Annotated in this window: 18 protein-coding genes; 14 read left to right on the forward strand and 4 right to left on the reverse strand. The window is 67.5% G+C overall.

What is annotated here, in order from left to right; all coding sequences use genetic code 11:
- Positions 1-218 precede the first annotated feature (218 nt).
- Positions 219-875, forward strand: a complete 657-nt coding sequence (locus PNI01S_RS01280; RefSeq protein ID WP_037015613.1) for a hypothetical protein — start codon at positions 219-221, stop codon at positions 873-875.
- A 131-nt stretch (positions 876-1,006) separates the two neighbouring features.
- Positions 1,007-1,351: a VOC family protein gene (locus PNI01S_RS01285; protein WP_037015618.1), complete on the forward strand. Its 345-nt coding sequence runs from the start codon at positions 1,007-1,009 to the stop codon at positions 1,349-1,351.
- Between the two features lie 149 nt (positions 1,352-1,500).
- On the opposite strand, the gene PNI01S_RS01290 is transcribed toward PNI01S_RS01285, so the two are convergent.
- Positions 1,501-2,490, reverse strand: a complete 990-nt coding sequence (locus PNI01S_RS01290) for a zinc-dependent alcohol dehydrogenase family protein (protein WP_084357279.1) — start codon at positions 2,488-2,490, stop codon at positions 1,501-1,503.
- Between the two features lie 160 nt (positions 2,491-2,650).
- Here PNI01S_RS01290 and PNI01S_RS01295 point away from each other — a divergent pair, with 160 nt between their 5' ends.
- Entirely contained in the window at positions 2,651-3,205 is a 555-nt protein-coding gene (locus PNI01S_RS01295; protein ID WP_084357280.1) for a GNAT family N-acetyltransferase, read from the forward strand.
- Entirely contained in the window at positions 3,192-3,875 is a 684-nt protein-coding gene (locus tag PNI01S_RS01300) for a helix-turn-helix domain-containing protein (protein WP_024763501.1), read from the forward strand. The genes PNI01S_RS01295 and PNI01S_RS01300 overlap by 14 nt, the downstream gene beginning before the upstream one ends.
- Here the strand turns inward: PNI01S_RS01300 and PNI01S_RS01305 are convergent.
- The 3 genes from PNI01S_RS01305 to PNI01S_RS01315 form a co-directional block, all read right to left on the reverse strand.
- A complete protein-coding gene (locus PNI01S_RS01305; RefSeq protein ID WP_084357281.1) occupies positions 3,864-4,751 on the reverse strand; it encodes a sterol desaturase family protein in 888 nt (295 codons plus the stop codon). The two genes, PNI01S_RS01300 and PNI01S_RS01305, sit on opposite strands and share 12 nt — an antisense overlap.
- 83 nt (positions 4,752-4,834) lie before the next feature.
- Complete coding sequence (locus PNI01S_RS01310; RefSeq protein ID WP_084357282.1) at positions 4,835-5,965, reverse strand: MFS transporter; 1,131 nt, start codon at positions 5,963-5,965, stop codon at positions 4,835-4,837.
- Between the two features lie 86 nt (positions 5,966-6,051).
- On the reverse strand, positions 6,052-6,909 hold the full coding sequence (locus PNI01S_RS01315) for a LysR substrate-binding domain-containing protein (protein WP_037015629.1): 858 nt from the start codon (positions 6,907-6,909) through the stop codon (positions 6,052-6,054).
- Between the two features lie 111 nt (positions 6,910-7,020).
- On the opposite strand from PNI01S_RS01315, the gene phnD reads away from it, so the two are divergent.
- The 10 genes from phnD to PNI01S_RS01365 all read left to right on the forward strand — a co-directional run bounded on the left by phnD (position 7,021) and on the right by PNI01S_RS01365 (position 25,018).
- Positions 7,021-7,893 (forward strand): phosphonate ABC transporter substrate-binding protein, encoded by an 873-nt coding sequence (gene phnD / locus PNI01S_RS01320; protein ID WP_084357283.1) that lies wholly within the window; start codon positions 7,021-7,023, stop codon positions 7,891-7,893.
- Complete coding sequence (gene phnC / locus PNI01S_RS01325) at positions 7,890-8,690, forward strand: phosphonate ABC transporter ATP-binding protein (RefSeq protein ID WP_084357284.1); 801 nt, start codon at positions 7,890-7,892, stop codon at positions 8,688-8,690. Before phnD ends, phnC begins: the two co-directional genes overlap by 4 nt.
- On the forward strand, positions 8,687-9,505 hold the full coding sequence (phnE, locus tag PNI01S_RS01330) for a phosphonate ABC transporter, permease protein PhnE (RefSeq protein WP_024763507.1): 819 nt from the start codon (positions 8,687-8,689) through the stop codon (positions 9,503-9,505). The genes phnC and phnE overlap by 4 nt, the downstream gene beginning before the upstream one ends.
- Positions 9,506-9,700: 195 nt before the next feature.
- The gene (gene psrA, locus PNI01S_RS01335; RefSeq protein WP_084357587.1) at positions 9,701-10,789 is read left to right on the forward strand and encodes an iron-containing alcohol dehydrogenase PsrA; all 1,089 of its coding nucleotides are present in this window, start codon (positions 9,701-9,703) and stop codon (positions 10,787-10,789) included.
- A gap of 127 nt (positions 10,790-10,916) precedes the next feature.
- The gene (locus PNI01S_RS01340; protein WP_084357285.1) at positions 10,917-12,212 is read left to right on the forward strand and encodes an MFS transporter; all 1,296 of its coding nucleotides are present in this window, start codon (positions 10,917-10,919) and stop codon (positions 12,210-12,212) included.
- Between the two features lie 41 nt (positions 12,213-12,253).
- Positions 12,254-13,114 (forward strand): LysR substrate-binding domain-containing protein, encoded by an 861-nt coding sequence (locus PNI01S_RS01345; protein WP_024763510.1) that lies wholly within the window; start codon positions 12,254-12,256, stop codon positions 13,112-13,114.
- A gap of 102 nt (positions 13,115-13,216) precedes the next feature.
- Entirely contained in the window at positions 13,217-14,044 is an 828-nt protein-coding gene (phnX, locus tag PNI01S_RS01350) for a phosphonoacetaldehyde hydrolase (protein WP_084357286.1), read from the forward strand.
- A gap of 430 nt (positions 14,045-14,474) precedes the next feature.
- On the forward strand, positions 14,475-16,196 hold the full coding sequence (locus PNI01S_RS01355; protein WP_256576492.1) for a ShlB/FhaC/HecB family hemolysin secretion/activation protein: 1,722 nt from the start codon (positions 14,475-14,477) through the stop codon (positions 16,194-16,196).
- A 10-nt stretch (positions 16,197-16,206) separates the two neighbouring features.
- Positions 16,207-16,725 (forward strand): toxin-activating lysine-acyltransferase, encoded by a 519-nt coding sequence (locus tag PNI01S_RS01360; RefSeq protein WP_024763513.1) that lies wholly within the window; start codon positions 16,207-16,209, stop codon positions 16,723-16,725.
- Between the two features lie 43 nt (positions 16,726-16,768).
- Positions 16,769-25,018: a two-partner secretion domain-containing protein gene (locus tag PNI01S_RS01365; protein ID WP_084357287.1), complete on the forward strand. Its 8,250-nt coding sequence runs from the start codon at positions 16,769-16,771 to the stop codon at positions 25,016-25,018.
- The last annotated feature ends 6 nt before the right edge of the window (positions 25,019-25,024 follow it).

A 25,024-nucleotide genomic window follows, 5' to 3' on the forward strand; every position in this document is an offset into this window, starting at 1 on the left:
CCGGTGCAGGCATCCGGGCGGGACACTACAAGGGGGAAGGAAAAGAAATCGTCAAAATAAGCTGCGGGATTCGTAAATTGTCCAGGATCCGGAACCGCTCGCCTGAATGCCCGGGCAACAGCTCACGAAAAATCCTCCTCCACGTCTTTTTCACATGTCCTTGACGAGACCTTGATCGCTCGATTCGACAATGGACAGTAACTGACGAGTCCCTATCCATGAACGATCCCCAGCGCCTGTTCACCCCCTCCTCCCGACATCAGACCGATGCCCCTGCCCGCGGTTCGTCCGGCGGCGGACTTTGCCAGCGGATTCGCCAGTGGCGGGAGAAGCGTCTGCTGCGCCTGGCCCTGCGCATGGCCGAGGAGCCCATCCTGATGCTGGAAGTCTCGCAGTCGCCCGGCGCCTCCTGGCCCGTGCTGCTGGAACACAGCAACCGCATCATCGTCGCGACCTGCCCGTCGGGCGACTCGCTGGCCGACGCCCACCGCAAGCTGCCCGAAGCGATGAAACGGCGGATCCGCGACCTGCCGGCGCCGCTGGAGGGCGCAGAACTGCGCAAGGGCTCGGTCGATTGCCTGCTGCTGCCGGAAATCCCCCGGACCGCCTGCAACAGCCGCAACGTCCGCTTGCTGAACCAATGGATTCCGGTGACGCGCGACAGCGTGATCCTGTTCGCCCGCATCGGCCATTCGAATTCGCTCGACGACACACAGCCCTGCCCCTGCGGCTCGGACCCGCACCCCATCGGCCCCGACTTCGCCAATGCGCGCGCCCTGGAACGTGAATTCCAGCGCCTGGGTTTCTCCCAGATCCACCATTGCAACGTGATCCCCGGCGTGGATGGGGTACGCATCTACGTCCTGCGCAAGTAAGCCCTCTCGCCCTCCACGGGCAGACCTGCACTTCGCCGCGGCCCTGGTTCTCCGCCGGCAGGTCATTCCACGCTGACGACCGGCCCGGGCCGTGCCATCATCCGGATTTCGCTCCCACCTCCGGATTTCCCATGCCGCTGACCCTGCTGCTGCGCTGCCACGACCTGGACCTCACCCGTGAGCATTACCGCGACGTGCTCGGCTTTGCCGTGACCGACTCCGCCGAGGGGACGCTCACCGTGCAGCTGGAAGACTGCCGCCTGCTGTTCACCGCGCAGGACCTGTGGGGCAGCGAGGCAGGTTGTTCCGGCACCCTCTACCTGCAACTGGCCGACATCCAGCGCTACTACGACGCGGTAAAGGAGCAGGCGCAGATCGCCTGGCCCCTGCAGGACATGCCCTACGGCTCGCGGGAGTTCGGCGTGCGCGACTGCAACGGCTACCACCTCGCCTTCGCCCAGCACAGCGCAGCCTGAACGGGGCCAGCCGACCGAGACAAGGCGCTGGTGTTCGATGCGCAGGCGCCGGGACGCCAAACCAGCGGGGGGATGCGGCGGCGACACTGTTCGGGCCTCGTGGATCACCGCCAGCAAAATACCGGGCGCCCGCGACCTTGCATCCCGCGTCACACCGTGACGACTATCTTGCCCACCTGCTGGTTGGCTTCCAGGAAGCGATGGGCGTCCTGGATCTGCTCCAGCGGGAAGGTCCGCGCGATCACCGGGCGCAGCGCACCGGACTCCAGCCCCTTGACGATGAATGCCTTGGCGCGCTGCAGCGCCGCCGGGTCGGCGACGATCTCGGCGTACAGGTAACCCTTCAGCGTCAGGCTCCTGCCCAGCACGGTGAACAGGGGGAACGGCGTCGGTTCAGGGCTCAGCGCACCGTATTCGAGGAGGATGCCGCCGCGGGCCATGGCCTGGGTGAGCACCTCGAAACCGGGACCACCGATAGGGTCGAACACCACGCGGGCGCCCTGCCCGTCGGTCAGCGCCATGACCTTCTCGACGATACTTTCATCGTCGCTGACGATCACGTGATCGGCACCCGCCTCCAGCAGCGCCTGTTTTTTCGCCTGGGTGCGGGTGACGGCAATGGAGGTGGCGCCCACCATGCGGGCGATCTGGAAAGCGGCGAGGCCGACACTGCTGGACGCGGCGGTGACCAGCACGAACTCGCCCTTCGACAGCTTCGCCTGCTCCACCAGCGCACCCCAGGCAGTGACGTACTGCATCCAGGACGCGGCGGCCTGTTCGAAGCTGAGGTTCTGCGGATGCTTCACCACCAGGTACGCCGGCACGTTGGCCACTTCGCCGTAGGTGCCCCAGCGGGCGATATCCAGCGGCGGGATCAGGCTCACCGCATCGCCCACCTCGATATTCTTCACGGCACTCCCCACGGCGCTCACCACACCAGCGGCCTCGTAGCCCAGGCGGCTGGGGAACTCGGCTTCCTGCAGGTAAGCGTGGTTGCGGAACATCACTTCGGCGCGGTTCAGGCCGAAGGCCCTGACCGCGATCTGTACCTCGTCCGCCGCTGGCGCGGGCACGTCCACCGCCTCCAGTTTCAGGACGCTGGCGTCACCGTATTGGTGGATTCTGACAATGCGGGCCATGACAACCTCTCTTCAGCGGGCCGGGACAAAGGCGCCGGCCGGAATGGGAGTGTAGGAAATCCGTGCGGGGTCGCCCGACCATTCGGACCGGGCGCGTCATCCGGCTGGCCAAGGGCGAGCGAAAAGCCGCAGACTGCTCGCCCGCACACAGGACCTCGACATGGATAGCCTGCCCACCCTGCGTACCGAGCGCCTGCTGCTCACGCCCCTGCAACTGGCGGATGCCGACGCCATCCAGCACCTTTTCCCGCACAGGGAGGTGGTGCGTTATCTGGATAGCCGCGTGCCCTGGCCCTATCCCGATGACGGTGCCTTGACCTACGTGCGCGACCTGGCGCTGCCGGCAATGGCGCGCGGCGAGGAGTGGCACTGGATGATCCGCCTGGCCAGCGCACCCGGCGACGCCATCGGCAGCATTTCCCTCTTCGACCAACCCGGCAATCACCGGGGGTTCTGGCTCGCGCCGAGGTGGCAAGGCCGGGGTTACATGACCGAGGCCTGCGAAGCGGTCACCCGCTACTGGTTCCTAACCCTGGAGCGGCCGCTCATGCAGGTGCCCAAGGCCATCGTCAACCAGGGCTCGCGGCGCATTTCCGAACGCGAAGGCATGCGCTGCATCGACAGCAGCGAAGGCCATTTCGTCAGCGGCGTGCTGCCGCGGGAAACCTGGGAGCTGACCCGCGAAGAATGGCTGGCACACCATGCAGCCGACTGAACGGGCCTGGCAAGGCGAGCTGTGGCTGGGCGCGGACTTCTGCCTGGTCGCCGGCACCACCGGCCACGCCCGCCCACACGCGCACTATGCGCATCAGCTGCTGATGGCTCGCACAGACGAGGTGCAGGCGCTGGTGGACGAGCAACCGCAGCGAGGGTCGCTGCTGGTGATTCCGTCGAACCGGCGCCATGCCATCCAGGCCAGCGAGCAGCCCGTCATCACCCTCTTCGCCGAACCGCTGGCTTTCGAACTGGCCGACCTGGAGCGCGTCTGCCGAGCCACCGGGCCGGACCTGCCAGCGCTCGCCGCGCAACTGCAAGCCCTGCCTCGCCGTGCACTCGACCCGCGCCTGGGCAAGGCCCTGCAACGCATCCGCGCCCTGGACGATGGTGCCCTGCCCGCCCAGGAGCTGGCCGAAGAAGCCGCGCTATCGTTGAGCCAACTGGAGCGGCTGTTCAGCGGCACACTGGGGCTATCGGTACGTCGCCTGGTGCTCTGGCAGCGGCTGCGCCAGGCGCTGCGTCTGGCCATGGCCGGCGACAGCCTGACCAGCGCCGCCATTGCGGCAGGCTTCGCCGACTCCGCGCACTTCTCCCGCAGCGTGCGCAGCCAGTTCGGCATTCGCGCCGACCTGACGCTGCGCCAACTGAAGCTGCGGCTACTCGACTAGCGCACGGCGCAGCTCTGCCGGCAATGGTGCCGGCGGGTGCGCTGCATCGGCGCGGCGGAACGGTTCGGCGAGCTGCGCGAAGTACGCCAGCGGGTAGTCCGGCCGGTCGCCGACGCCCAGGTCGTCCTCTGCCAACTCATAGCCGGGCAGGTACAGCGCGGTACCCAGCAGGCGATCCCAGAAGCTGAAGAACAGCGCGAAGTTGACGTCGCCCGCAGTGCCGTACTTCAGGTGATGCAGGCGGTGCAACGGCGCCCAGGCGAACACATGGCGCAGCACACCGATACGCATGTCGACGTTGCTGTGCTGCAGCAGCAACTGGATGGCGATGGCGAAGGCCAGCAACGCCGCAACCTCCACGGGAACACCGAGCAACAGCAGTGGCAGCGTGCCGCCCAGGGCTTCGAGCATCTGGTGCAGCGGGTGCTTCATCAGGCCGTTGAAGCCGTACATGCGCGTCACGCTGTGGTGCACCGCGTGCAGACGCCAGAGCAGCGCGGAACGGTGGCTGGCGTAGTGCACCAGGGTGATGCCGAAGTCAGCGATCAGCAGCGCCGCCAGCAATTGCAGCACCAGCGGCCAATCGCTTGGCCACCACCCGAAATGCGGTAGCCACAGGGCCAGCAGAGGAATCGCGGCAATGCCCAGCGCGTTCAGCGTCTCGTTGACCAGCGCATGGATCAGGTCGCGGGCGCCATCGCCGTGACTCTCGTTCCAGCCCGCTCGATGCGGCCAGAATCGCTCGGCAACAAAGGCCAGCAGAATCGCCAGCGGCAACAGCGCCGGCAGACAGAGCAGCGAAACGCCTTCACCGACCAGGTACAGGGCCAGGCCGATGAAGCCGAAGAAGAACGCGGGGGCGTAGAGGTGTCGCATGGGGCAACTCCGGTGCAATGGGAGTCACCAGTGTTCCCGTTGCCGCATCACCGGCGCTTGAACAATCCGCGCATCTCGCCGGCTCAACGCCGCCAGGCGCACCCCAACGCACTGAGCGCCAGTATCAGCGCCGCTCCGGCGTAGGCCCAGATCGCCGGCACCTGCGGCAGCAGCACGCCGGCAAGGATCGGCCCGAGCCCGGCGCCGATATCTCGCCAGACCGCATTGCCGGCCAGCGCCTGGATGCGCGCCTGCGGGTTGCGCTGCGCCACCAGCGTCACCACCAGCGGCAGTTGCAGCGCGCGCAACACCAGCACGAAGAAGGCGCCGACGAACAGCCAGTAGCTGCCGAACATCAGCAGCGCCAGCGAGGTGGCCAGCGACAGGATCACCAGCATGCGTAGCGCGCCGAAGCGGTCCGCCAGTCGCCCGCCGAAGGGGCTGAAGAGCATCTCGCTGAGATAACGCGCCGCCATCAGGATGCCCGCCACCAGCACGCCGGTGCCGCCCAGGTGGGTCTGTGCGTAGAGCGACAGGCCGAAGATGAACAGGCCGTCCAGCGTCACGCCTTCGATGAAGGACCAGGTGGCGATGCTGTCCGGCAGGCGCAGGCGGCGACCGTTGCTGACGGGAATCTCGTGCCCCGTGGCCGGCAGCGCGCGGGCGCGCCAGAGACCGCACAGGGCAGCCACGCAGAGCACGAAGAACACGCTGCGCGGCCCGAAGGCCTGGGCCATCACCGCCCCCAGCGGCAGGGCCAGCATCGGCCCGATGGACAAGGTTGCCCGCGAGCGCCCGGCGCGCCGCGCAGCGCCTTGAGCCTCAGCGGTGGCGAGGGTCTGGGTGCTGAGGTTGAAGGTGGCGAAACACAGGCCCCAGACCAGGCGAAACACCAGCAATGTGGCAAACCCGGAGAGCGTCGCCGAGGCCAGCGCGCAGGCTGCCGTCGCCAGCGCCGCCAGGCTGCAGGCGGCACGGTCGCCATGGCGAGCGTAGAAATGCACCACCCAGCCGTAGCCGACGATGCGCACCAGGCGATTGGCCGCCAGCAGGATGCCCGCTTCCACCAGGGTCACGCCGAAGTCCGCCGCGTACATCGGCAGCAACAGGTAGAGCAGCACGTCGGCGGGCAGGCACAGGCCGAGCACCTGGGCGGAGTTGCGCGAATCTCGATCGGCGCGGCGCAGCAGCGCCTGCTCGGCAGCGGACGACATGACAGTCTCGTGACGGCGACGGGGCCCGCAGGATAACCCGGCCCCCGGCCCGCAAGACAAGCCTTACGCCCGCCCCGGCGGCTGTGCTATCGCGCGAGTGTGCGCAGGAAGGAGGCGATCACCTGGCTGCTGCGGCGCTCGGCCAGGTAGTACAGGTAGGTCTCGGTGAACACCGGGTCGCCGATGATGCGGATGGCCTTCAGGCGCGGATCGGCGATGTACTCCGCCTCGGACACCACGCCGATGCCGATGCCACGGATCACCGCCTCGCGCAGCGCTTCGCGGCTGCCGATCTCCATGGCGATGCGCGGTGTGACATCCGCCGCTTCGAGCACCCGCTCCAGGGCGACGCGGGTGGTCGAACCCTGCTCGCGACGCAGCAGCGGCTGGCCCTGCAGCGCCTGCACCGGCACCGCGTCGTGGCGGGCAAAGGGGTGTTCGGCGTGGGCGAAGAGGATCACCGGGTGCCGCGCATACAACTCGGCGACGAAGGCGGGATCGTCATGCAGCCCGGCCAGCACGCCGACATCGGTCACGTAGTTCTCCAGGTCGGCGAGCACCGACGCCGAGTTGCCGATACGGATCGATACGTCGATCTGCGGATAGTCCCGGCGATAGCGGTCGACCATCTCGATCACATGGAACGGCCCCACCGCGCCGACCTTCAGCTGGCCGCGATTGAGCTGGCCGGAATCGCGCAGCAGGTTGGTCGCCTCGGATTCGAGCATCGACATCTGCTGGGCAATCGGCAGCAAGGCGCGGCCCACGGCGGTCAGCTCGATGCGACGGCCACGGCGGTGGAACAGCTCGACGTTGAACTCGCGCTCCAGGCCCTGGATCTGCGTGGTCGCCGTCGGCTGGCTGAGGCCGATGGCCCGTGCGCCGGCGCTGAAGCTGGCGTGGCGGGCGACGGCGAGGAAGGTACGCAGGCGGGCGGTGGACATCCATAGCTCCTATCAATGGATTTGCGTGCAAACCCATATTGATCTGATGGCGTGACTGTCACATGACAGCCCTAGCTTTGGCGCTACCGAACACAACCTCCGGGTAACGCCATGACTTCGCTGACCAGACTGTTCCGCTTCGCCGTGCTGCCGCTCGCCTTCGCCTCCGCCCTGCTCTCGACTGCCCAGGCGCAGGACGCCCTCACCGTCGGCCTGATCCCCTCCGAGGATTCCCAGGCGATGATCAAGAGCAGCCAACTGGTGCTCGACCAGCTGCAGGAACGCCTGGGCATGCCGGTGAAGCCTTTCGTGGCCACCGACTACAACGGCGTGATCGAAGCCCTGCGCGCCGGCAAGCTGGACGTCGCCTACCTCGGCCCGTTCTCCTATGTGCTGGCGAACAAGGTGGCCGGCGCCGACGCCTTCGCCGTGGCGGTGACCAAGAAGACCGGCAGCAGCGCCTACCACAGCCTGATCATCGCCCGTAAGGACAGCGGCATCCGCAGCCTGGACGACCTCAAGGGCCACACCTTCGCCTTCGTCGACCCCAGCTCGGCCTCCGGCCACCTGTTCCCCAAGGCCGGCCTGGAGCAATCCGGGCATGACCCGAAGGCGCTGTTCTCGCGGGTGATCTTCTCCGGCTCCCACGACGCCAGCATCCTCGCCGTGGAGAACCGCAAGGTGGATGCCGCCGCCGTGGCCGACCGCATCCTCGCCGGCGCGATCAGCGCCGGCCAGGTGCAGCAGGATGACTTCCAGGTCGTCTGGACATCCGACGACATCCCCGAGTCGCCCATGGTCTGGCGCAAGAACCTCGACCCGGAACTGCAGAAGAAACTGGTCGCCGCGTTCGCCTCGATCAAGGACGTGCCGTGGGGCGACCAGGGCCTACTCAACGGCTTCCAGCCCACCAACGACGCCGCCTACAACGTCGTGCGCGACACCGCCAAGGTGCTCGATCTCGACCTGCGGAGCCTGAAATGATCCGCGTCGCCCAACTGACCAAGGGCTACGGCGACAACCCGGTGCTGCGCGGGATCGACCTGCGCATCGAGGCCGGCGAGTTCGTGGTGATCCTCGGCCAGTCCGGCGCCGGCAAGTCCACCCTGCTGCGCTGCATGAACCGCCTGGCGCAGGCCGACAGCGGTACGCTGCAGGTCGCCGGGGTCGATGCGCTGCAGCCCCGCGACCAGCGCGAGCTGCGCCGCCGGGTGGCGATGATCTTCCAGCAGCACAACGTGGTACCGCGCCTGTCGGTGCTGAAGAACGTGCTCACCGGGCGCCTGGGCTGCGTCGACACCCTCGCCTCGGTACTGCAACTGTTCAGCCGCGAAGACATCGCCCTGGCCCGCGAATGCCTGCGCCGGGTGGAGCTGGAACACAAGGCCGATGCGCGCACCGATTCGCTGTCCGGCGGGCAGATGCAGCGCGTCGGCATCGCCCGCGCGCTGGCCCAGCGGCCGCAGGTGATCCTCGCCGACGAACCGGTGGCGAGCCTCGACCCGAAGACCGCGCAGCTGGTCATGCACTACCTGCGCGAAGCCACCCGCACCCTGGGCATCACCGTGGTGTGCAACCTGCACCAGGTGGACCTGGCACGCGAGTTCGGCGACCGCATCGTCGGCCTGGCCAACGGCCGCGTGGTCTTCGACGGCAGCGCCGGGGAACTGGATGAATCGGCCCTGCAGCGGATCTACCAGCAACGCCCAAGCGGCGAGGCGACCGCCTACCAGGCGGCGGCTCGCGCGGTGTACACCAGCGGCACAGGAGTCGGCGCATGAACCTGCGAAGCCATCAGTGGATGGTCGAGACACCACACAGCAAGCGCGGCTGGCTGACCACCGGCGCCGCCGTTCTGGCGGTGATCTACCTGCTGCACTGGAGCGCCGAGGGCGCGCAGCTGAGCTGGAGCGAACTGGCCAGCGGCCTGCCGCAGATCGGCGACTTCCTCAGTCGCTCGCTGCCGCCGGACCTGAGCATCCTCCCCAGCCTCTGGCGCCCGGCGCTGGAAACCCTGCAGATCGCCCTCTGGGGCACGCTGCTGGGCATCGTCCTGGCGGTGCCGCTGGGTTTCCTCGCCGCGCGCAACCTGCACGGCAACCGCTGGCTGTACCTGGGCACACGGCAATTGCTCAACGTCATCCGCAGCATCAACGAGTTGATCCTCGCCCTGGTGTTCGTCTCGGCGGTCGGCCTCGGCCCCTTCCCCGGCGTACTGGCCCTGGCGCTGCACGGCGTGGGCATGCTCGGCAAGTTCTTCGCCGAGAGCATCGAGGAAATCGACCAGGGCCCTATCGAAGCCTTGCAGGCCACCGGCGCGCGGCCGTTGCAGGTGATCGCTTTCGGCGTGCTGCCGCAGGTGATCACCGCCTGGATCGCCGTGGTGCTCTACCGCTTCGAGGTCAACCTGCGCTCGGCCACCGTGCTCGGCATGGTCGGCGCCGGCGGCCTGGGCTTCGAACTGGTCAGCAGCCTGAAGCTGTTCAAGTACCCGGAGACCGCCACCTGCATCCTCGTCATCACCGTCATGGTGGTGCTCGCCGACCTGCTCTCCAACCGCCTGCGCCACGCCATCCAGGGCAACGGCCGGCACTGATCCACCCGCCCTCTTCAACCCTGCCGCGTGCGCCTTCCGGGCGCGCGCCGGGCAGGTTCATGCCTGGAGTTTTGCCAGATGTCCGCACCCGCCGTTATCGGTCAGGCCGATGCCCACCTGCGATCAATCGATTGGAACGAAACCGACGAGGCCCGGAGCATGGCCGCACGTTCAAACAACAACAAGGAACTGCCCATGCCTGCCCGATTCCACAATCCGGTCGCCACCGTTTTCGGCGGCGGCAGCCTGGAGCGCATCGCCGACCTGTGCCAAGGCAAGGTCGCCCTGGTGACCTTCCCCGAAGCCGCGCAACTGGGGCTGATCGAACGCGTCCGCCACCTGCTGGGCGACCGCCTCGCCTACGTCATCGACGACGTGCAACCCAACCCCGACGTAGCCTGGCTGCGCGACGTGCACGAGCGCTTCTGGCGTGAAGCGGGCGACTGCACCACGGTGTTCGCCCTCGGCGGCGGCAGCGCCATCGACACCGCCAAGGCACTGGTCGTCGGCACCGGGTCCGGGCGCTTCGACGAACTGCTCGACCTGCTGGCCGCCGGCAAGCCCTTCGTCCCGGCACGACACAAGATACTGGTCGCCGCGCCGACCACCGCCGGCACCGGCAGCGAAGTGACGCCCTGGGCGACCATCTGGGACACGCAGCAACAGAAGAAGTACTCCCTGCACCTGGATTGCACCTGGCCGCAGGTGGCGCTGATCGACCCGGACCTGATGCTCAGCGTGCCCGCCGGGGTCACCGTGTCCACCGGGCTGGACGCGTTGTCCCACGCACTGGAATCGATCTGGAACCACAACGCCAACCCGATCTCCGACACCTTCGCCATCTCTGCCATCGAAGACATCCTCGACTGCCTGCCGCGCCTGCAGCAGGACCTCGGCAACCGTGAACTGCGCTCGCGCATGGCGCTGGCCGCGCTGAAGGCCGGTATGGCCTTCTCCAACACCAAGACCGCGCTGGCCCACTCCATCTCCTACGAGATGACCCTGCGCCACGGCCTGCCCCATGGCATCGCCTGCTCGTTCACCCTGCCGCTGGTGCTGGGCCTGGCCTGGGGTCGCGACGCCGACCGCGACCGCGTGCTGCAGCGCGTCTTCGGCAGCGACCTGAAGGGCGCCCAAAAGCGCCTGCGTGAATTCCTCCATCGCCTCGGGGTCAAGACCGAGTTCGGCGACTACGGGGTGACCGCAGCCGAAGCCGAAGCGATGATCGACTTCGCCATGCAGGGCGCCCGCGGCCGCAACTTCATCGGCTCGCAAGCCGCCTGAGGTCGTCCTTTACCGGGCGGCCCTGGCTGCCGCCTTTTCCTGTTGCACCGAAAACCTATTGCACCGAAGAAGAGTGCCGACACGCCGAGCCTTGCGCCGGCGCGAGCGAACAAGAAGGAAAACAACCATGAACCGTGCACAAACCCTGCCTGGCCTTGAGTCATCCGTGTCGCCCTTCCGCGTGGCGCAGTGGCGCATGCTGCTCGCCGCGATGTTCTGCTACCTGTTCTTCTATACCGGCCGCCAGACGTTCGGCTTTGCCATCCCCGGTATCCAGGCCGAGTTCGGCCTGAGCAAGGAAACCCTCGGCTGGGCCTCCAGCGCCATGCTCTGGATGTACGCCATCGGCCAGGCCATCAACGGCAACCTCGCCGACAAGTTCGGCGGCCGGCGCATCATGAGCCTGGGCGCGGTGCTGTCCTGCGGCGCCAACTGGGTCACCAGTTTCGCCGGCGGCTTCGCCAGCCTGATCCTGCCGTGGGGCATCAACGGCTACTTCCAGGCCCTGGGCTGGGCGCCGGGCAGCCGCCTGCTGTCGAACTGGTGGAGCGCCGCCGAGCGCGGCAAGGTCTACGGCTTCTACGTGTTCGCCGCCGGCTGCGCCTCGGTGCTGTCGTACGTCACCTCGGTGGTGGTGATCGACGTGTTGCACCTGGAGTGGCGCTGGATCTTCCGCCTGCCGGTGCTGCTGATGCTCGCCGGCGGCATCGTGTTCTATCTGGTGGCGCGGGAACGCCCGCAGGACATGGGCTTCGAGCCGCTGGCCGACACCGGCGTGGCGAATGCCGAGGACCGCTCCAGCGAAGCGACCCACGGTGAAGAGGAAAGCTCGACGCAGCGCTACCTGGCGGTGCTGAAGAACCCGCGCCTGCTGGTCGCTGCGCTGTCGCTGGGCTTCCAGAACGCTGCGCGCTACGGGCTGATCGTCTGGGTGCCGGTGCACTTCCTCGGCGCCGACTGGCAGAAGGGCCAGAGCTTCATCGACCCGAAGTGGATCACCATCGCCCTGCCAGTCGGCATGGCCGTCGGCGCACTGAGCAATGGCTGGGTGTCCGACCGCCTGTTCGGCAGCAAGCGCTACCGCGCGATCATGCTCTACATGGTGCTCGGCGCCCTCACCAGCCTGTGGATGTGGAGCCTGCCGGCGCACAGCAGCATCGGCCTGCTCGCGCTGTTCCTCTGCGGCTTCTTCGTCTACGGCCCGGCGTCGAGCTTCTGGGCGCTCTGCCCGGACCTGGTCGGCGCGCGCCGCGCCGGTACCGCCACCGGGATCATGAACTTCTCCTCCTACCTCTTCGCGGGTCTGGCCGAACCCCTGATCGGTCGCATGCTGGACACGACGGGCAATACTTCGCTGATCTTCATCGTGGTCACCACGGCCTGCGTGTGCAGCGCGGTGGTCGCCCTGTTCGTCCGGCGCTGAGGGCACGGCAATGAGCCAGGCCTTCCTCACAGAGAGACCTCATGTACCAGTACCACAAGTGGTTGCGCTCCTTTCACGCCGTGGCCCGCACCGGCAGCTTCACCCAGGCCGCGGCGCTGCTCAGCGTCGGCCAGCCGACCATCAGCGAGCAGGTCAGCGGCCTGGAGAAGCGCTTCAGCGTGGAGCTGTTCCATCGACGCGGGCGCTTCATCGAGCTGAGCCCGGCCGGCGAGCAGCTCTACGCGATCACCCAGGGCCTGTTCGGCCAGGAGGACGAAGCCTTGCAACTGCTGCAGAGCTTCCAGCAGCGCAAGCAGGGCATGTTGCGCATCGGCGCGGTGTCGCCGCCGATCGCCATGAGCCTGACCTACGCACTGATGCAGCGTTACCCGCACATCGAACTGGAGACCTCCTTCACCAGCGAGGCCGGCACCCTGGAGCGGCTGTACAACTTCGATATCGACGTGGCGATCCTCGCCCTCTCGGAGTTCGACCAGCGCCTGAGCACGCAGCTCTACCGTACCTGCCCGATCCTCGCGGTGGTACGCGACGACCACCCCTGGGCGCAGCAGGAATCGGTCAGCGTGCAGGAGATCGCCAGCCAGCGCGTGGTGTTGCGCGAGCCGGCCTCGCGCACCCGCCAGTTGGTCGAGGAAGGCTGCCGGCAACATGGCGTGGAGCTGGACTGCGCGATGCAGCTGAACAGCCGCGAGGCCATCGTCCATGCGGTGGTGCACGGCATCGGCGTGGGCTTCGTCTCGGCGGTGGAATACGCCGACCGGCCCGGCACGCGCTCCATCGCCTTCGCCGAGGACCCGTTCCACATCGACTACTACCTGTGCTGCCTGGGCATCCGCCGCAAGCGGCCGATCATCGCCGAGCTGTTCGACTCCACGGCCTGATTTTCAACCCGAACACCCCGTGACACCGCGAGCCTGCCATGACGCCGGGCGGGCCGCGCTCATCCTGCCTTTCACCAAGAATCCCCTCACAGGAGCACCGCCATGCACTACCAGCAACCCCAGCAACTGCAAGCCGCCATCCTCGACTGGGCCGGCACCGTGGTCGACTTCGGCTCCTTCGCGCCGACCCAGATCTTCGTCGAGGCCTTCGCCGAGTTCGGCGTGCAGGTCAGCCTGGAAGAAGCCCGCGGCCCGATGGGCATGGGCAAGTGGGACCACATCCGCACCCTGTGCGACATCCCCGCCATCGGCGAACGCTACCGTACGGCCTTCGGTCATCTGCCCACCGACGACGATGTCACCGCCATCTACGAACGCTTCATGCCGCTGCAGATCGAGAAGATCGCCGAGCATTCGGCGCTGATTCCCGGTGCGCTCGATGCCATCGCCGACCTGCGCAGGAACGGGCTGAAGATCGGTTCCTGTTCCGGCTACCCGGCGGTGGTGATGGAGAAGGTCGTGGCGTTGGCCAAGACCAACGGCTATGTCGCCGACCATGTGGTCGCCACCGACGAAGTGCCCAACGGCCGCCCGTACCCGGCCCAGGCGCTGGCCAACGTGATCGCCCTGGGGATCAACGATGTCGCGGCCTGCGTGAAGGTCGACGACACCTGGCCGGGCATCCTCGAAGGCCGCAGCGCCGGCATGTGGACCGTGGCGCTGACCTGCTCGGGCAACGCCCTGGGCCTGACCTACGAGCAGTACAAGGCGCTGCCGGCGGAAAAGCTTGAGCAGGAACGCCGCCGCATCGGCCAGATGTTCGAGGGCTCGCGGCCGCATTACCTGATCGACACCATCGCCGAACTGCCGGCGGTGATCGCCGATATCAATGCGCGCCTGGCGCGGGGCGAGATGCCGCAGAGCAGCTGATCCCGAGCGAGAACGAAGAAGGCCCGCCTGATGCGGGCCTTCTACTTTCTGTAGGAGCGAGCTTGCTCGCGAACATCGCCGCGGGGAATCGGTTCGCCAGCAAGCTCGCTCCTATATAAGGATCGTCCATGCATCCCGTGATATCACGGCAATAGCACCTCAGACCGTTCGTCAGGCCTCTGTAAACATTCGGAACAAAATTTCCGTCCTTCATCTCGAACCGTCGGAGCTGTCATATCCGCGTTACACATCCGACAGCGGTGTATCAACGGATTTACAGCGATTAGAACGGATTCACGGTCGGATTCAGGACTTTTCGTCATAATTCGACGAGTTATTGCAAGATATTTCACAAGGATGCGAAATGGCTCTTCTCTCTTGCCGTAGAGCGCTTTCGGCAGATTCGTGCCGTGCTCCACGAGCCCCATGGATGGGTATCGCTCTTCCCCTTCGAACTGCCCTGCACCTGGCTGCCCTGGCCATGGGCGCGTGCAGTGGCGCCACCGCCCTGGCCGCCGACCCGCTCCCCGCCCAGCAGCTTCTGCAACAGCAGGAACGCGATCGCGCGCTGCGCGAGCAGATGGAACCCTCGCCAGATGTGCGCCTGAAGCTGCCACCCAGCGGCCTGGAAGGCAACCGCCTGCCGCGCAACGAGGCACCCTGCTTTGCGATCCGCCAGATAACCCTCACCGGCGATGCCGCCGAGCAATTCCAGTGGGCCCTGCGCGCCGCCGACCCGAAGGACGACCCGGCCACCGGCCAGTGCCTGGGCGCCAACGGCATCAACCTGACGATGAAGCGCATCCAGAACGCGATTATCGAACGCGGCTACGTCACCTCCCGCGTGCTGGCGCAGCCACAGGACCTGAAGAGCGGCACCCTGGAGCTGACACTGGTGCCGGGGCGCATCCGCTCGATCCGCTTCGCCGAGGGCACCTCGCACCGCGCCAACGCCTGGAACACCGTGCCCGCCAAGCCCGGCGACCTGCTCAACCTGCGCGACATCGAGCAGGCGCTGGAGAACTTCAAGCGGGTGCCCACCGCCGACACCGACATCCAGATCACCGCCGCCGAAGGCGCCGGCGCGCAGCCCGGCGAAAGCGACCTGGTGATCGCCTGGCGGCAGAAATTCCCGATCCGCTTCAGCCTCTCGGTGGACGACTCGGGCACCGACGAGACCGGCAAGTACCTGGGCACCACCTCGGTGTCGTTCGACAACTTCCTCACCCTCAGCGACCTCTTCTACTTCAGCTACAACCACGACTTGGGCGGCGGCGACTCCGGCGATCGCGGCTCGCGCGGCCACACCCTGCACTACTCGGTGCCCTTCGGTTACTGGCTGCTGGGGGTGACCTCCAGCGAGTACGACTACCACCAGACCATCTCCGGGGCGAACCAGGACTACAGCTACAGCGGCGAGAGCAAGAACGACGAGATCAGCCTCACCCGCATGCTCTACCGCGACGCCGTGCGCAAGACCACCGCCAGCATCGGCGGCTGGAGCCGGCGCTCGAAGAACTGGATCGACGACACCGAGATCGAGATCCAGCGCCGGCGCATGGCCGGCTGGTCGTTCGGCCTGACCCATACCGAATACATCGGCGCCTCCACCCTCTACCTGAGCACCGGCTACCGCCGCGGCACCGGAGCGCGCAATGCCATGGCGGCGCCGGAGGAACCCTTCGACGAAGGCACCTCGCGCTCCAAGATCATCACCGCCGAAGCCCAACTCAGCGTGCCCTTCGCCCTGGGCGACCAGCGCCTGCGCTACAGCAACACCTGGCGCGCGCAATGGAACCGCACGCCGCTGGTACCTCAGGACCGCTTCACCATCGGCGGGCGCTACAGCGTGCGCGGCTTCGACGGCGAGCAGATCCTCTCCGCCGACCGGGGCTGGCTGACCCGCAACGACCTCGGCCTGGCGCTCGGCCAGACCGGCCAGGAAGCCTACGTGGGCGTGGACTACGGCGAAGTCGGCGGGCAGTCGAGCAAGTACCTGATCGGCACTCACCTGGCCGGTTACGTGCTGGGCCTGCGCGGCGGTTATCGCGGCGTGTCCTACGACGTTTTCGTCGGCCAGCCGATCAGCAAGCCCAAGGGCTTCGACACCGCCACCACCACCGGCGGCTTCAACCTGACCTGGTCCTTCTGAGGAGGCGCCCATGCATATCGACGGATTCGACATCACCGCGCCGGGCTTCTTCGACGAACCCTGGAGCGAAGCCGAGGCGCTGGGCTCGGCGGTCTGGCTGTGGCTGCACTCGGCGTCCCACCGCGACATCCCGCTGCACGCGCTCAACGCCCTGCTGCTGCCGGCGATCAGCCATCGGCAGTTCATCCTCGGCCGGCAGAACGGCCGCCCGGTGTTCTACGTCGCCTTCAGCAACCTGAGCCTGGAAGCCGAGGCGCGCTACCTGAGCCAGCCGGCCATCTGCATGCCGGCCGCCGACTGGAACAGCGGCGAGCGTATCTGGTTCAACGACTGGGTGGCGCCGTTCGGCCACTCCGTTCCGGTGTCGCGCGTCCTGCAGCGGCACTTCTTCGCCAACCGCTGCGGCCGGGCGCTGTACCACCGTGGCGAACAACGCGGCCTGAGGATCAAGAAGTTCCAGGGTGTCGCGGTCATGCCCGCCGAAGGGCGCGCATGGTTCTCCGACCACCCGCTGGCCATCCAGCTCTGAGCGCGCCCCGCGGCCTGCGCCCTGAACCGACAAAGGGATTTGTATGAACAAGCACCTCTACCGCATCGTCTTCAACAAGGCTCGCGGCCAACTCATGGTCGTTGCCGAGAACGTCACCAGCAACGGCAAGGCACCGGGCACCACGGAAGGCCCGCGGGGCGCTGTTGGCTCCGCGCTGCTGGTCAGCCTGCGCCCACTGCGTTTCGCCCTGATGGCGACGCTCGGGCTGATCAGCCTGGCCGTCCCGCTGGCCCACGCCGACATCGTCGCCGACCATGGCGCCCCGCCCGGCCAGCAGCCGGGCGTGATCAACTCCGCCAACGGCGTGCCCCAGGTGAACATCCAGACGCCCAGCGCGGCGGGCGTCTCGCGCAACACCTACAGCCAGTTCGACGTGAACCAGCAGGGCGCGATCCTCAACAACTCGCGCAACAGCGTGCAGACCCAGCTCGGCGGCTGGATCGACGGCAACCAGAACCTGGCCAACGGCACCGCGCGGGTGATTCTCAACGAGGTCAACGGCAGCAACCCCAGCCAGCTGCGCGGCTACGTGGAAGTGGCCGGCGACCGCGCCCAGGTGGTGATCGCCAACCCGGCAGGCATCGCCTGCGACGGCTGCGGCTTCATCAACGCCAACCGCGCCACCCTCACCACCGGTACCGCGCAGATCGTCGACGGCCAGTTGCAGGGCTATGAAGTGCGCGGCGGCCGCATCGCCATCACCGGCAAGGGCCTGGACGCCAGCCAGACCGACTTCACCGACGTGATCGCGCGCTCCGTGGAGGTCAACGCCGGCGTCTGGGCGAACGACCTGCGCGTCACCGCCGGGGCCAACCAGGTCAACGCCGACAACAGCAGCGCACGGCCCATCGAAGGCAACGGCGAGAAGCCCTCGGTGGCCATCGACGTCGCCCAGCTCGGCGGCATGTATGCCGGCAAGATCATGCTGGTCGGCACCGAATCCGGCGTCGGCGTGCGCAACGCCGGGCAGATCGGCGCCAGCGCCGGCGACGTGGTGATCAGCGCCGACGGGCGCATTGGCAACAGCGGCCAGATCAACGCCACCGCCAACGTCCGCCTGGACAGCAACGGCGGCATCGACAACAGTGGCTCGGCCTACGCCAAGGGCGACACCGCCCTGAGCAGCCGCGGCGACATCCACAACAGCGGCATCGCCGCGGCGCAGCAGAACGTCAGCCTGAACGCCAATGGCATCGTCAACGACAGCCAGGCCACCCTGGCCGCCGGCGTGCAGGCGGACGGCAGCATCGGCACCAGCGGGCGGCTCGACATCACCGCCACCCGGCAGGTGAAAAGCCAGGGCGCCACCCTTGCCGGTGGCGACCTCGGGATCGCCGGCGCCGACCTTGACCTCAAACAGGGCCAGGCCAGCGCCCAGAACATTCGCCTGAGTGCCACCGCCAATGCCGACCTGAGCGGAGCAACGCTGGACGCCGGCAACCTCCTTGCAGCGAACATCGCGCAGAAGCTGACCTCCGATTCGGCCAAGCTGGCCGGCACCAGCGTGCAGTTGCAGGCCCACGACCTGTCCAACCGCAAGGGCGAGATCATCCAGACCGGCAGCGGCGACATGACCCTCGCCCTCCCCGGCACCCTGGACAACAGCGACGGCCGCATCGCCAGCAACGCTGCCAACCTGACCCTGGGCGCACTGAACCTGAACAACCGACAGGGCAGGATCGAACACGCCGGCAGCGGCACCCTGAAGGTCACCGCGAACTCCGTCGATGGCCGCAGCGGCTCCATCGCCAGCAACGGCCAGTTGCAGGCCAGCCTGAACGACGCCCTGCTCGACGGCGCCAGCACAGTCGCGCGGCAGATCGGCATCGATGCCGCGTCGCTCTCCAACCGCCAGGGCGAAATCCTCCAGACGGGCGCCGGTACCCTGCGCGTCAGCACCAGCGGCCTGCTGGACAACAGCGGCGGCACCCTCGCCGGCAATGGCGGCGTGCAGCTGGACGCAGGCACCCTGCTGAACCAGTCCGGCACCGTCCAGGCTGCCGGGGGCGACCTCCAGGCCAAGGTGAAGGACAAGCTGGACAATGCCTCCGGCACCCTCGCGGCGACTGGCAACTCGCGCGTGGAAGCCGGCGAGCTGGTCAATGCCAAGGGCAAGGTCACCGCCAGCGGCACGCTCGACGTCAGCGCCGGCAAGCTCAACAACGACACCGGCACCCTCGCCGCCAAAGGCGCACTGACGGCCCGTGGCGGCAGCATCAGCAACCAGGCTGGCACGCTCGGTTCGGTGGACGGCAGCGTGGCCGTCGACGCCACCCAGGGCAGCCTGGACAACCGTAACGGCCGCATCGAGGGCCAGCACCAGATCACCCTGTCGGGCCAGGGCGTGCTCAACGGCAACGGCCTGATCAGTGCCGGCAACCTCAAGCTGGACAGCAACCGCGCGACGCTCGACAACCAGAATGGCGTGCTGATCGCCAGCGACGGTGTTGAGCTGCAGACCGGCGCGCTGAACAACCAGGGCGGCCTGGTCCAGGCCGCCGGCCTGCTGCGCATCGACGCCCATGGCCAGGCCATCGGCAACACCGACTCCGGCGCCAGCGGCGGCCTGCTCGGCAAGGGCGGGGTGATCCTCGCCAGCGGCGACCTGGACAACAGCGCCGGCTTCATCGGCGGCAAGGGCGACCTCGATCTCACCACTGCGCAAATCAACAACGCCCGTGGCGGCCTGTTGACCAGCGAAGGCAACGTGCGCATCAAGGCCAGCGGCCTGGACAACCGTGGCGGGCAGCTGCAGACCCTGGGCGACGCCGTGCTCGACCTCGCCAGCGGCCGCCTGGACAACGCCGGCAGCCTGCTGCGCGCCGGCGGCAAACTGCTGGTCACGGCGGGTACCCTCGACAACCGCAACACCCTGGGTACCGACCAGGGCCTCGAAGGCCATTCGCTGACGCTCAGCGCCAGCCAGATCGACAACCAGTCCGGTGCGGTGCGCGCCGACGAAACCCTCACCCTGAACAGCAGCGGCCAGTTGGACAACAGCGGCGGCCTGGTCAGCTCCAGCAAGAACCTGAACATCCTCGACGGCGCGGCCAGCAAGTCCCTGGCCATCCTCAACCACAACGGCAAGCTGATCGCCGGGCAGAAGCTGAGCATCGACAGCAGGAGCCTGGGCGGCGACGGCCAGACCCTGAGCCTGGGCGACATCAGCCTGAAGCTGAGCGACAGCTACGTGCACAGCGGCCAGTTGCAGGCCAACGGCAGCATCGACCTGCAGACCGCCGGCAACCTCGACAACCAGGCACGCCTCGTCGCGGGCCAGGCGCTGAAGGTGACAGCCGGCAACCTGAACAACACCGCCACCGGCGAGCTGAGCGCCACCAACCTGACCCTCGACACCGGCGGCACCCTGACCAACCGCGGCCTGCTCGATGGCCAGACCACCCGTGTCAACGCAGGCACCCTGAACAACCTCGGCAGCGGGCGCATCTACGGCGACCAGCTGTCGGTATCCGCCGGCGCCCTGCGCAACGACGTCGAAGACGGCAAGGCCGCCGTGATCGCCGCGCGCAATCGCCTGGACATAGGCGTGGGCAGCCTGCTGAACCGCGAGCATGCCCTGCTCTTCAGCGCCGGCGACCTCTACATCGGCGGCGCCCTGGACGCCAACGGCCACGCCACCGGCAGCGCCGGCGAAATCCGCAACGCCAGCGCCACCATCGAGGCCCTGGGCGACATGGGCCTGGCCAGCGCCGTGCTGCGCAACACCAACGAACATTTCAGCACCCAGGAAGTGGAAGTCAGCCGCGAGAGCGTCCTCGAGTACCAGCTCACCGGCTCCACCAACCGCTACCGGCCGGAGCAGATTTCCATCTACAACTCCGAGGTGGATTACCTGGTCACCCCGGAGGGCGAGCGCGAGGACTGGAACCTCTACAACTACACCCGCGTGACCCGCGAAACGCAGATCCTCAGCTCCGATCCGGCGCAGATCCTTGCCGGCGGCAACCTGCGCCTGGACGTCGCCGACGCGCTCAACGACAAGAGCCGGATCATCGCCGGCGGCACCATCGGCGGTAACCTGGGCCGCCTGGAAAACACCGAGGCCCCCGGCGAGCGTGTCACTACCGAGAGCGGCATCGTCACCCACTTCTACCGCATCCAGAAGAAGGGCCGGGACAAGCAGGGCGCCGATAACGCCGCCTACAACCCGGCGGCCAGCATCGTCGACATCTTCCTCAAGCCCGGCGCCTACCTGCAGAACACTGCCCACGTCGGCAGCGGCACCCAGGTCGGCGATCTCAACCTGGGCCGTGTCGACCAGCCGGCAAGCGGTGCCGGCGCCGCCCAGGTCAACGTCGGCAACGGCCGGGTGATCAGCCCGGTACTGGAAGTGACTGCCGTGCAGACCAAGAACGATGCCGGCGTCGCCGAGAGCATCCGCACCGGCGGCATCGACACCCGCGTGCCGGACAACAGCCTGTTCCAGGTCAACCCGCAGGCCACCAGCGGCTACCTGATCGAGAGCGACCCGCGCTTCACCAACTACCGCGCCTGGCTGTCCTCGGACTACATGCTCGACCGCCTGAAGCTGGACCCCGGCCTGACCCTGACGCGCCTGGGCGATGGCTTCTATGAGCAGAAGCTGATCCGCGAACAGATCGCCCAACTCACCGGGCGGCGCTTCCTCGATGGCTACGGCAATGACGAAACCCAGTACCGCGCGCTGCTCGACAACGGCCTGACCTATGCCCAGGCCTGGAACCTGGTGCCCGGCGTCGCCCTGACTCCCGAGCAGATGGCGCAGCTGACCAGCGACATCGTCTGGCTGGTGGCCAAGGACGTCACCCTGCCCGATGGCAGCGTGACCCGCGCGCTGGTACCGCAGGTCTATGTGCGCGTACGCCAGGGCGACATCGACGGTTCCGGCGCGCTGATGGCCGGGCAGAACGTCGACCTGAACATCCAGAACGACCTGGTCAACAGCGGCACCCTTGCCGGGCGCGACGTGCTGTCGATCACCGCGCAGAACATCCAGAACCTCGGTGGCCGCCTGACCGGCACCGACGTGGGAGTGAAGGCCGCCGGCGACCTGAACAACCTCGGCGGCCTGATCGACGCCAGCCATAGCCTGACCGCCGTAGCCGGCCGCGACATCAACCTGACCTCCAGCACCCAGGACTCCCAGAGCGCCCAGGGCAGCGCCACGCGCCTGTCCCGGGTCGCCGGGCTGTTCGTCTCCGACCCGGCCGGCGAGCTGATCGCCACGGCCGGGCGTGACCTCAACCTGAACGCCGCCCAGGTGGTCAACAGCGGCGCAGGCGGCAAGACCACCCTGGGCGCCGGCAACGACATCAACCTCGGCACCGTGGCCGTCCAGGAACAGCAGAGCATGACCTGGAACAGCAGCAACTGGCGCAAGGAGTCCAGCGCCGGCGAAGTGGCCAGCAGCGTGCAGGGCCAGGGCGACGTGCGCCTGATCGCCGGCCACGACCTCAACTCCCGCGGTGCCAGCGTGACCAGCGAAAAGGGCGCGGTGCAGGCCTCCGCCGACCACGACGTCAACCTCACCGCCAGCCAGAACAACGCCATGGCCGACGAGGCGCACAAGGTCAAGAGCAAGACCGGCTGGTTCTCCTCCAAGACCATCGTCACCCGCGACACGGTCGACGAGAGCCTGTCCCAGGGCTCGACCTTCAGCGGCGAGACCACCTACGTCAGCGCCGGCAACGACATCAAGGTGGAAGGCAGCAACGTGGTGTCCAACGGCGACACCACCCTGGTGGCCGGCCGCAACGTCACCATCGCCTCCGCCACCGACCACCTGAACGAACAGCACAGCCGCGACGAGAAGAAGAGCGGCCTGTTCAGCGGCGGCGGCATCGGCTTCACCATCGGCAGCCAGCAGCAGTCGGTGAAGAACACCGACGATGGCGACAGCGCCGCCGCCAGCACCGTCGGCTCGATCAACGGCAACGTCAACATCAAGGCCGGCGAGGCCTACCGCCAGGTCGGCAGCAAGGTCAGCGCGCCCAGCGGTGATGTGAACATCGAAGGCCGCACCGTCGACATCGTCGAGGCGCAGAACGCCCACCTCAGCACCCAGGAAAGCAAGTTCAAGCAGAGCGGCCTTTCCGTCACCCTGACCAACCCGATCATCACCGCCGTGCAGACCGCGCAGCAGATGAAGAAGTCCGCCGAGCGCACCGACGACAACCGCATGAAGGCCCTGGCCGCGGCCAATGTCGCGCTGGAAGGTGCCGGCGCCGCCTCCGCCGTCATGGCCAATCCGGCCCAGGCTGGCGGCATCAACATCAGCATCTCCATCGGCGCGAGCAAGAACGAGAGCCGCAGCGAGCAGCGCGGCAGCACCGCCGCCGGCTCCAGCGTGAGCGCCGGGCGTGACGTGAACATCACCGCCAGCGGCGCCGGCAAGGACAGCGACCTCACCGTGCAGGGCAGCCAGATCAGCGCCGGGCGCGACGCCAATCTCAAGGCCGACGGCGACATCGCCCTGCTGGCCGCGAAGAACACCGTCGAGCAGCACAGCACCAGCAAGGGCAGCAGCGCCAGCATCGGCATCGGCTTCGCCGTGGGCGGCACGCAGAACGGCTTCACCATCAACGCCGGCGCCTCGCAGAGCCGCGGCAACGCCGATGGCAAGGACCTGGTGTGGAGCAACACCCACGTCGACGGCGGGCGCCAGGTCAACCTGCAGTCCGGCGGCGACACCCAGCTGCATGGCGCGGTGGTCAGCGCGCCGCAGGTCACTGCCGACGTCGGCGGCAACCTGAGCATCGAGAGCCTGCAGGACACCAGCACCTACGACGCCAAGCAGTCGAGCAAGGGCGTGGGCGTCAGCCTGTGCATCCCGCCGTTCTGCTACGGCGCTTCCAGCGGCAGCGTCAGCAGCAACACGGCCAAGCAGAACTCCAACTACGCCAGCGTCACCGAACAATCGGGGATCAAGGCAGGCGACGGCGGCTTCGACATCCGCGTGAACGGCAACACCGACCTCAAGGGCGGCCTGATCGCCAGCAGCGACGCCGCCATCGAGGCCGGGCGCAACCGGCTCAGCACCGCCACCCTGACCCAGGCGGACATCCACAACGCGGCGGATGCCAAGGCCACCAGCAGCGGCGTCAACCTCAGTTCCGACATGGTCACCCAGGGCAAGTACGGCGTCGGCAAGGCCATCGTCGGCAACGCGCTGAACTCGGGCAAGGACTCCGGCTCGTCGTCCGGCGATACCCGCAGCGCCATCAGCGCCGGCACCGTGGTCATCACCGACGATGCCCTGCAACAGCAACTCACCGGGCAGAACAGCGCGGACACGGTCGCCGGCCTCAACCGCGACACCGCCAACGCCCATACCGCCGCCGAGCGCCAGGACGTCGACGAGATGCGCCGCACCGCCGAGGCGGAACAGGCGATCAAGAACGAAACCTACCGCCAGGCCGTGCAGTTCACCGACGACGCCTACCGCAAGATGTTCCTGGAAAAGGCGCGGATGTTCGTCATCCTCACCGACGACCAGGGCAACGTACTGCGCGACAAGGACGGCATGCCGCTGCGCCGCGAACTCGACGACAGCGAGAAGGCCAACCTGCAGGCCGGTGGCGACGGCCGCGTGCACATCGCCAACAACGGCATCTTCAACGACGAGAACGGCGCGGCCCGCTACGCGGCGCAGCACAGCACCGCCGATGGCCCGCAGTACTTCATCTGGTTCCCCGACGCCAGCAACTCCGTCTCCGAGCTGCTCATCGCCGGCTACCAGAAGTACCTGGAGAACGACTTCTGGGGCCTGGCCAACGCCACCGTCGAGACCCGCGAAGCGCTGCTGCGCTATGGCGAGACCGGTCTGCACATCGACGGCCACAGCCGCGGCTCGATGACCACCGGCAACGCCATGGAGTCCATCGCACGGCTGCCCGATCCCAGCGGCAGCCTGAGCAACACCACCCTCAACTTCTACGGCCCGGCCTACAATGCCGCCAAGGCGGACGACCTGCTGGCCATGCTGCAGAATCGCGACGCGATGAGCGACGAGAAGAAGAACGAGATGGTCGTCCAGTTGCAGAACCACAAGACCGACCCGGTGGGCGGCTGGATCGGCTGGAACCCCGGCACCGGCGGCACCATCCCCGACGACAGCAATGCGCTCAAGGAGATCAAGAACGTGGCAGGCGGCAAGTACACGGTGCACAACTGCTACGGCAACGGCGACCCTGCCTGCCAGAAGTTCTGGCAGGACATGCCGGACAAGAAACCGGTACTCACCCCGGTGAAGACCTATCCGCCGACCCCATGAGCCCGC

Origin of the sequence: Pseudomonas nitroreducens NBRC 12694 (genome assembly GCF_002091755.1) — a bacterium.
Classification (GTDB): Bacteria; Pseudomonadota; Gammaproteobacteria; order Pseudomonadales; family Pseudomonadaceae; genus Pseudomonas; species Pseudomonas nitroreducens.